Annotated in this window: 8 protein-coding genes and 1 pseudogene; 5 read left to right on the top strand and 4 right to left on the bottom strand. The window is 21.3% G+C overall.

Translation table 11 applies throughout. From position 1 onward, the window contains the following. Window positions 1-90: 90 nt before the first annotated feature. Both AB6A63_RS01480 and trhA read left to right on the top strand, forming a co-directional pair. Window positions 91-504 carry an HIT family protein gene (locus AB6A63_RS01480; protein ID WP_370430922.1) on the top strand — a complete coding sequence of 138 codons (414 nt, stop codon included), beginning with the start codon at window positions 91-93 and terminating at the stop codon, window positions 502-504. 27 nt (window positions 505-531) lie between these two features. Further along, on the top strand, window positions 532-1,197 hold the full coding sequence (gene trhA, locus AB6A63_RS01475) for a PAQR family membrane homeostasis protein TrhA (protein ID WP_370430921.1): 666 nt from the start codon (window positions 532-534) through the stop codon (window positions 1,195-1,197). 13 nt (window positions 1,198-1,210) lie between these two features. Here the strand turns inward: trhA and AB6A63_RS01470 are convergent, their stop codons facing one another. The 4 genes from AB6A63_RS01470 to AB6A63_RS01455 form a co-directional block, all read right to left on the bottom strand. Continuing rightward, the gene (locus AB6A63_RS01470; RefSeq protein WP_370430920.1) at window positions 1,211-2,020 is read right to left on the bottom strand and encodes a hypothetical protein; all 810 of its coding nucleotides are present in this window, start codon (window positions 2,018-2,020) and stop codon (window positions 1,211-1,213) included. Window positions 2,021-2,042: 22 nt separating this feature from the next. After that, window positions 2,043-3,242, bottom strand: coding sequence for a DnaD domain protein (locus tag AB6A63_RS01465; protein WP_370430919.1), 1,200 nt, complete (start codon window positions 3,240-3,242; stop codon window positions 2,043-2,045). Window positions 3,243-3,278: 36 nt separating this feature from the next. Next, a complete protein-coding gene (gene mutM, locus AB6A63_RS01460; protein ID WP_370430918.1) occupies window positions 3,279-4,097 on the bottom strand; it encodes a DNA-formamidopyrimidine glycosylase in 819 nt (272 codons plus the stop codon). Window positions 4,098-4,718: 621 nt separating this feature from the next. Next, the gene (locus AB6A63_RS01455) at window positions 4,719-5,051 is read right to left on the bottom strand and encodes a hypothetical protein (RefSeq protein ID WP_370430917.1); all 333 of its coding nucleotides are present in this window, start codon (window positions 5,049-5,051) and stop codon (window positions 4,719-4,721) included. Window positions 5,052-5,552: 501 nt separating this feature from the next. Between AB6A63_RS01455 and AB6A63_RS01450 the strand changes: the two genes are divergently transcribed. The 3 genes and pseudogenes from AB6A63_RS01450 to AB6A63_RS01440 form a co-directional block, all read left to right on the top strand. Continuing rightward, complete coding sequence (locus tag AB6A63_RS01450; protein WP_370430916.1) at window positions 5,553-5,798, top strand: hypothetical protein; 246 nt, start codon at window positions 5,553-5,555, stop codon at window positions 5,796-5,798. A gap of 65 nt (window positions 5,799-5,863) precedes the next feature. Then, complete coding sequence (locus tag AB6A63_RS01445) at window positions 5,864-6,481, top strand: hypothetical protein (RefSeq protein WP_370430915.1); 618 nt, start codon at window positions 5,864-5,866, stop codon at window positions 6,479-6,481. Between the two features lie 372 nt (window positions 6,482-6,853). Next, window positions 6,854-7,107, top strand: a pseudogene (locus AB6A63_RS01440) (ATP-dependent zinc metalloprotease FtsH); the annotation flags it as partial.

Below are 7,107 nucleotides of genomic sequence, written 5' to 3'. Positions count from 1 at the left end.
ATATTTTTTAAAATAAAAAATAATGTTTTTTAAAAAATTAATTAAATTTATTTTTTTGATAAAAAAAGAAAATAAAAGAGGAATCAGAATATGAGTACTATTTTTGCTAAAATAATCAAAAAAGAAATTCCGGGTTTTATTCTTTATGAAGATGAACTAGTGATGGCTTTTTTAGATATTTCTCAAGCTACTAAAGGACATACTTTAGTAGTAACTAAAAACGAATATAAAATTCTTCAAGAAGTTCCAGAAGATGTTTTTCAACATCTTTTTTCGGTAGTACATAAAATAAGTAAAGCATTAATTCGAACTTTTGATTGTCCGGGTATCAATTTGTTAAACAACAACGGCGTATACGCGGGACAATCAGTATTCCATTATCACATCCATTTATTGCCTCGTTTTTCAACTGAAGAAATCAAAATTACATTTACAGATAATAGTTCACATTTAAATCAAAAAGATTATGAAAAGATTCAAAAGAATATTTTAGAAAATTTATAAACTTCAAATGAAAGTTTTTGAATAATTATGAAATGGCCAGTAAGAAAAACTCCAAAACAAACTATATTAGAAGAAATTTTAAATTCTATTTCACACGGAATAATGGTTCCTATAAGTATAGGATTATATTTTTTACTTCGTGAAGCTAACAACTATACATTTAACTGTTCTATATTTTGTTTTATTTTGACTATGTGTATGCTTTATTTAATGAGTTGTTTGTATCATTCTTTATCTTTTACTAGAGCAAAAGGACAATTCAAAAGATTCGATCATATTTGTATTTATTTATTGATTTGGGGTAGTTTTATACCTTTTTTATTATTCAAACCAAAAGATAATATAAATATCATTTTTTTTATTTTTCAAACTATTTTAATATTATTTGGTGTCTTATTTAAAATATTTTGGCTTTATAAAGGTGAAGTTCTCCATTTGATTTTATTTTTATTATTAGGATGGAGTGGTATTTTAGTTGTTATATTTTCTTGGAACATTTTTATACAAGAGCATAAAATATTATTGTTTTTAATTTTAGGAGGTCTTTGCTACAGTTTCGGAGTCATCTTTTATAAAAATGTATATAAAAAATATTATCACTTTATTTGGCATTTATGCGTTGTTTTAGGGAATTTATTTCATGTTTTTTCTATTTACTATTTTATTGGAATACAAGCACAAACCCTAATTTAAAATTTTAAAAAAATCAAAATTCGTATATATTACTATTTTGTTGAATGATTTTAGTGATTTTAAGAGCTTTCACACCGTTACTAAAGTCTTTAAAAGAATCCAAATAATCATAAATTCTTTTTAAATCAAAATTACTACTAAAAAAAATAGGTAGTTGATGTTCGGAACGATAATTTAATAAAGGCAACAAAATTTCATCTCGAAACATCATATTCATATTTTCCGAACCTAAATCATCTAAAAATAAAAAAGGAATGGTTTTTAAAAAATTTAATTTTTTTTCTAAAACGTCAATATTGGACCAAAAATTTTTGAATTGTCTTACTAAATCCGGCATAAAAATAAATAATGCCATTTTTTTTTTCTTAATTAAAACTTTAAATAAACATTTCAGTAAAAAAGTTTTTCCAGCTCTTATTTGGCCATAAAAATAACACCCCTTTTTGATTTGAGAACTTTTAATTAATTTACTCACATAACGAAAAGATTTCTCTTTTTTTTCAGAATCATATTTAAAATTTTCTAATTGAATTTCTTCCATATTCAAAAAAATTAAATCTTGTTCAAAAAAAGAATTTTTTCTCATCAATTCATTAGTGAAATTAATTTCTTTAGAAGATATAGTAGGGACTTGGACAACTGAAATATAAGGTTTAGTTTCAAGGACAGTTTTATATCCTAAAGCGTTTTCTTTATTTCTGTTTAATAAATAATTATAAACTATAATAACTTCTTCATCATTAATTTTTAATTTTTTTGTTTCTTTATCTTTTTCAATTAAATTTCTCATTTTTTTTAAACTTGCTTCACGAGACAAATCCATAAACGATTCAAACACCTTTTTTTTAATTTTTAAAATCTAATTCTTTTCTTATATCATCTAACCATTTCGGGCTATTTTTTTCATTCAATTTATTTTTCTTAAATTTTTTCTCTTCTATCAAGAAATCATAAGCACTTTCAGTAGAATCAATACCTTTTTTTAACCAAGAATTTAAAACAGTCTGAAAATAATTATAAGAAGTAGGAAAATCTTTTTCCGTTCTTTTTTTACTACAAATAAACATAAATAAAGCGTTAATAACACCTATTTCCACATTATTCTGTTTAAGCAGATGATAAGCGACATCATATAAGGAATAACAAGTATAAACATTTTGTACAAAATTATCAATGATTTGTTTAGGATGCACATTTTTTAAATGAAAGATCATTTTTTTTTCTTCATCGTTAATAGATTCAATATTAACCAAAGTTAATTGATTTTTGTCTTTAGAAATTTTTTTATTTAATCGAATTCTTAAATTTTCTAAATTTAAATGGTTGTCATCTTTATTACGAAAAACATCTTCATATAAAGTAGCCATTTCTTTTGGATTGATCTCGAAAATAAAACCTAATTTAGTAATATATTCTATATTTTTTAATTCTAATAAAAAAGGTTGTTTAAATCGAGTCGCTAAGTTGTCCATAAAAGTATTATAATTGAAATATTTTTGAAAAAAAGCGAATTTATTATCGTTCGTATTTTGATTATGAATATCCGTTATATTTCGAGTCATATTGATTTTTTTAAAAGTGTAAACATCTGAAAAATTTTTACTAATATTTTCATAATTTTCGAATTCTATATTAGTTTTAACAGAAAATAAGTTTTTTAATTGGTGATAAATTTCTTCTCCTACTTCGCTTACTAAAAATTGACTTAAAATAGGATCTTTAAAAAATTCATTATCATTTAAAGGTGTTTTTAATAAATAAATAAATTCTTTTTGAGGACTTTGAAAAGTTGACAATAAATTAATGGCTTCAAGTTTTTCTTTATATTTCAAAAAAACTACTTCATTTATATTTAATAAATCGAATATAAATTGATGATTAAAAGACGTAGTTGAATTATTCTTTTGATTTAAAAAATAAAAAATACGATAAAGTCCTAAAGTCCCTGCTCCCATCAAAGGCTGATACAGTAAATTTAAAACTTTTTGTTCTTGATTGGTTAAAACAAAATCATTTTTAATAACCAATTTATCCAAAGATAACAAAAAAATCACCTCTTTAAATTAAAAAATTATTCAATATTAAATATCTTTTTGACATTGAGAACAGAAATAAGTACTTCTTCCACCTATTTTCTTTTTTTGAATTGGATTTTGACAAAGAACACAATCTTGTTTATCTCTTTTGTAGACTAATAATTTGTTTTGAAAAGTGCCTCTTTGACCGATAGCTTCAAAACTACTAATAGAAGTGCCTCCATAACGAATAGCTTTTGACAACACTTCTTTAGAAATAGAAATAATAAGTTGGATTTGTTTTAAGTTTAACTCACTAACAAATTTTTCAGGATTAATTTTAGCTAGAAATAAAATTTCACTGGCATAAATATTACCTATACCGGAAATTAGTTTTTGGTCCAACAAGATCTTTTTTATAGCTATCTTTTTTTTAGAGATTTTATTAAAAAAATCTTCTGGTTCTATCAAAAAAGGATCTAAAGCCAATTGATTTAAACCACTGGCTTGTAAATAATTTTCTTTTTTGTATAAAGTGAAACCTCCGAATTTACGAAAATCATAGTAACGAAACGCTTTTCCGCTTTTCAATAAAATTCTAAAATTCTCGTATTTATGTCTTGGTTCGCTTTCATCTATGGGATCGATATATATTTTTCCTTCCATACGAAAATGACCGACCATAACACAATCTTGATCTAAAAAAAATAATAAAAATTTTCCTTTGCGTTGAATTCCTAAAATTTCTTTTCCTTTTAATTCAGTTAAATTATATGCACTTTTAAAAGAAGGAAGATAAAAAATATTTATTTTTTCTATCACTTCACCAATAATTTTTTTTCTTAAACTACGAATCGTTACTTCGACTTCTGGTAATTCAGGCATAATTTTTTAAAAACCTATCTTTCATATTTGACAATAAATAAATAAAACCATCTTTTAAAAGATAGTATTTTTAAAAATGATTTCGTTAAATAACAAAAATAAAAATTCATTTTAATAAAAAATAATTAACATTTGCAAAAATAAAAGAATTCCTGAAAAAAATGTTTTCTTATTGTTTTATTTTCGTTCGAAATATTTGTTTCGAAATTCGTTATCGAAATTATCTTAAAAAAAATATAATCTTTCTTTTTTAAGTGTTTTTTCGAATCTATAATAAACATTTATATTATTTTTATTTCTTCTTGTTTTTTTTATTAATAAAAAACTTATATAGTAATATTATAACTTATATAAAAAAATTAATAAACAAAATAATATTTTTTATAATAATTTTTTTCAAACAGATAAATAACAAATTGGAATTCAGAAAAAAGTTTTTTATTTAAAAAAATTTAGAAAAATATCAAACAAGTAAAAAAACTAAAAATAATTAAAAACCAATTGAAAACAATCTATAAACTTTGTTTTTAATCTCTTTTTTGTTTATTTTTAACTAATAAAAAAGACTTCCAATTAAGAAAGTCTTTTTTTATTCAATTAAAATTTAAAAGTTCGTTGTTTTTATTCTTCTGATTCTTGTCTAAATTTATTAATTATTAAAACATATTTTTTATTTTTACGGTCTAAAACTTTAAATTGGCTATCTAAAATTTTAATAATTTGTTGTGGTTGTAAAAAAAATTCTGGATTATCTTCGTCAATATATCCGAATTTAATAACTAATTCTGGTAAAAAATAATTAACATTTTCAAAAAAAAAATTAAAATCCTTAATAAACCATTCTCTTATTTTTTTTTTATTTTCGTTTTCTATATATCTATTTTGAACTTTAATATTGAAATCGTTTAAAAAAACATTATCTTTAATGTTTTCAAGTGTTTTTTTAGAATTCATAACAAAAAATATACTCTTTTCTTCTTGATTTTTTTATTAATAAAAAAAATTATATACTAATATTATACCTTATATAAAAAAATAATAAACAAAATAACTATTTTTAAAATAAACTAAATAATTTTTGTATTATTGACATATTTAATAAAGACATATACATATATACTATATTTTTTCAAAAAATACATCTCAAAAATAAAACTTAAATATATTAATAACTTAGATATAAAGTTAAAAAATTAAATATAAAATAAAAAAATAATTTTTTGTTACTTTAAAATTGTTTTTTTTTTTTTTTTTTTGAATATACTTTCTTTTAAAAATAAAAAATGAAAGAAAGTAGAAAAATGAATTTCAAAAAAAACAATTCAAAAATTATTATCTATTATATATGGTTTGTTTTATTAACTTTAATAATAATAATGTTATTTGTTTTAGACAATCTTAATACAAAAAAAATGAAGAAAATAAAAAAGAGAAAGACAAAGAATATATGACGCAATGTCAGAAAATGTTAAAAAAAATATTCCTGACAAAGGATCACTCTTGTATATTCATTTTTTAGACAAAGTAAATGAAAATGCACTATTTTTAAAAAAAGATTTTCGTAAAGCTTTATTTTTTGGTTTAAAAAGAACTGAAATGGCTCAAATAAATGAAAAATTTCAACCATCGCCAGTTTTATTTACTAAAGATTTTTATTTAAACAATCCTAATATCTTCCTAAAAGTTATTTTCCTAAAATAGAAGAAAATAATGAAATTGTTAGTAAAATAGTTGATACCGACTCAGGTTATGATTTTGAAAAAGCTTTGAAATATTTAAAAGAAGCTTTTGATAAATTAAACGACGAAGAAAAAAAACAGAATTATAACTTAAAAATTAATTTTGATTTTCAAGAAAATTGGTTTACGTTAACAGATAAAATAAATAATAATATAAAAGAAAAATTTTTATCACAAGTCAAAAATTTATTCGAAACATTTATTCAAGAAAATAAATTGTCTCCAAATCAATTAATAGTAAACGAAGAAACAAAACTAAATAGTCAATTATGTATAGAAAGCGCTCCACAACATAATGACTTCGAAGAAACATTTCAAATAAATATAAAAGATTATCATTATTTTATTTTTGAACAAATGATTTTAAATAATATTAACGAAAATATTTCTTTAAAATTTGATTTTAAAGAAATCAAAGAATATTTGAATAAATTAAAAAATAATAAGTTTGACACAACAGATGTTCCGGTTATTACAGGAAAAGAATCTTTCGTTTCTAATGAAGAAATAAAAAAAATAAAAGGTGATGAAAAAAAAGAAGAAGCCAAAAAACTCAACCAATATGATGTTTCTTATAATGCCTTAAATGAACAAGGTATTTTCGAAGGAACAATGAGAACATTTATGAATTTTTATAAAGAATGACTTTCTAGAAACAAATCCCTTTTTAAAACTTATTTAGGCAGTACGGAATATCAAAATATAAAACCAGAGTTAAAAGAAATTAAACAAAAAAAACATACCAAAAAATATTTGAACAAATGTTTAATTTAACAGAAGAAGAATTTTCTGTTATCCCAATTATAATTTTCAACGAATAACTATTAAAAAATTTAAAAAAATAGAAAGATACAAAAATGAAATTAAATAAATACTCAAATAAAATTAATTTTAAAAATATTATTTTCGCTTTATTATTTTTTTATTTTTTTTTGTTTTTCTTTCGATATATTAAATAAATACGTTTTTAATCCAGAAGCTAGTAGTAATATTTATAAATTTAAAAATGTCAACATAATGTCTAATAATTTAACAACTATTAAAACACATATAGATACATTTTTAAAACCTATTAGTACCTTGTTATTATTAGGGTATTGGGGAAATGTATTTTTTCAAATGAATTCGGATAGTCTCAAATCCAAAATTTCTTCTAAACAAAAATCTCTTTTTACTTTAAAAGATGTCGCCGGAAACAAAGAAGAAAAAGAAGAGATGAAAGAATTAATTGATTTCTTAAACAATCCACACAAATATCAAAAAATGGGAGC

The sequence above is a fragment of the 'Camptotheca acuminata' phytoplasma genome, assembly GCF_041276565.1.
Lineage (GTDB): Bacteria > Bacillota_I > Bacilli_A > Acholeplasmatales > Acholeplasmataceae > Phytoplasma.
Note: the sequence above shows the minus strand (reverse complement) of the source record. Positions and strands in the feature narration are given on the sequence as shown.